Raw genomic sequence first — 1,412 nt, 5'->3', positions numbered from 1 at the left:
CGCGGTCGCGGCTGAGGCCGGACCACCTGCCCGCGCCGGGCCGCCGGTCCCGGGGCCGCGCTGCGGGCTCGGTGTCGGCGGTGGCCTGTGTGGCCGTGGTCGGTGTGGTGGCTACCGAGGTGGTGATGGGTTTCTGGGTGGCGGTGGTGGCCGGGCTCATGCGCTGACCGCCTGGGCGATGGGCTGGACGTAGTCGAGGTGGGCCCCGGAGTGGGAGGTCTTCTCCCAGCGGAAGTCCTGGCGGTTGAACTTCACCAGCGCGCGCACGGCGGCGAAGGCCAGCACGAGCTGGTAGAACGGGGTGCTGATCACCAGGCGCAGGTAGTCCCAGGCGCTGATCCGGAAGTGGTGGTCGCGGCCGAACTCGTGGAGCATGCAGATGTCGAAGGCCACGGTGGCGATGGTGGGGATCAGGGGCAGGAACGCGATGAGGGTCACGACCATCGGGAAGTTCCCCCAGACCGCGGCGATGATCGCGATCGGGATCACGAGCCCGGCGAAGGCCATGAAGTGCTGCTGCATCAGCGTCCACCAGGCCAGCGCGCGCCGGCGGCGGGTGGGCAGCTGCTTCCAGTCGCCCTTGGCGAAGACCTGCATGAAGCCCAGCGACCAGCGGGTACGCTGCTTGATCAGGCTGCGCAGGCTGTCGGGGGTCTCCTCGCGGGTGACGAGCTCGGCGGAGTAGGCCACCACGATCTCCCGGCCCAGGGTGGACAGGCGCACCCCGAGGTCGCAGTCCTCGGCCAGGCACTTCGTGTCCCAGCCCCCGACCTGGATCAGCAGCTCGCGCTTGATGAACACGGTGTTCCCGCCCAGCGGGATGAAGCCCTTGTTCGCGTGGGCGTGCAGGCGGGAGCGGAACCAGGTGAAGTACTCCAGGCAGTTGCGCAGGGAGTACCAGGTGTCCTTGAAGTTGATCAGCTGCACCGCGCCCTGGACGACGTCGGCGTCGCGGGCCACGAAGCAGCTGTCGATGTTGCGCAGCAGGTCCGGGGCGGCGATGGACTCGGCGTCGAAGACCCCGACGATGTCGTTGCGGCACATGGCCAGGGCCGCGTTGAGCTGCAGCGGCTTGTTCTTCACCTCGCTGTGCTCCACGCTCACCCGCACCGTGGCCGGGTGCTCGGCGGCCAGGCGGTGGGCGATGTCCACGGTCGCGAGGTCGTCGTGGCCCACGGAGATGATGATCTCGACCTCGCGGTGGGACTGGATCAGCAGCGCCTCGAGGGTGGCGCGCATGACCTGTTCCTCCTCCTGGCGGCAGGGCATGATCAGGGAGAAGGAGTACCGGGCCTCCTGCAACAGACCCCCGTAGAAGGTGCGCTCCTGCGTGCTGGGATCCCACCAGGCATAGGTGTTCAGGTACAGCGTGGACGTCGCGATCGCGAACAACACCAGAGCGATGAGCACGA

At 68.4% G+C, this 1,412-nt stretch carries 1 protein-coding gene; it reads right to left on the bottom strand.

What is annotated here, in order from left to right; translation table 11 throughout:
* Nucleotides 1-156 precede the first annotated feature (156 nt).
* Nucleotides 157-1,412: glycosyltransferase (locus QYM41_RS17510; RefSeq protein ID WP_368801048.1), on the bottom strand; the 1,256-nt coding region annotated here is incomplete at its 5' end.

Origin of the sequence: Kocuria oxytropis, assembly GCF_040981195.1 — a bacterium.
GTDB classification, from domain to species: Bacteria; Actinomycetota; Actinomycetes; order Actinomycetales; family Micrococcaceae; genus Kocuria; species Kocuria oxytropis.
This window is presented reverse-complemented; position numbering and strand designations above follow the sequence as displayed.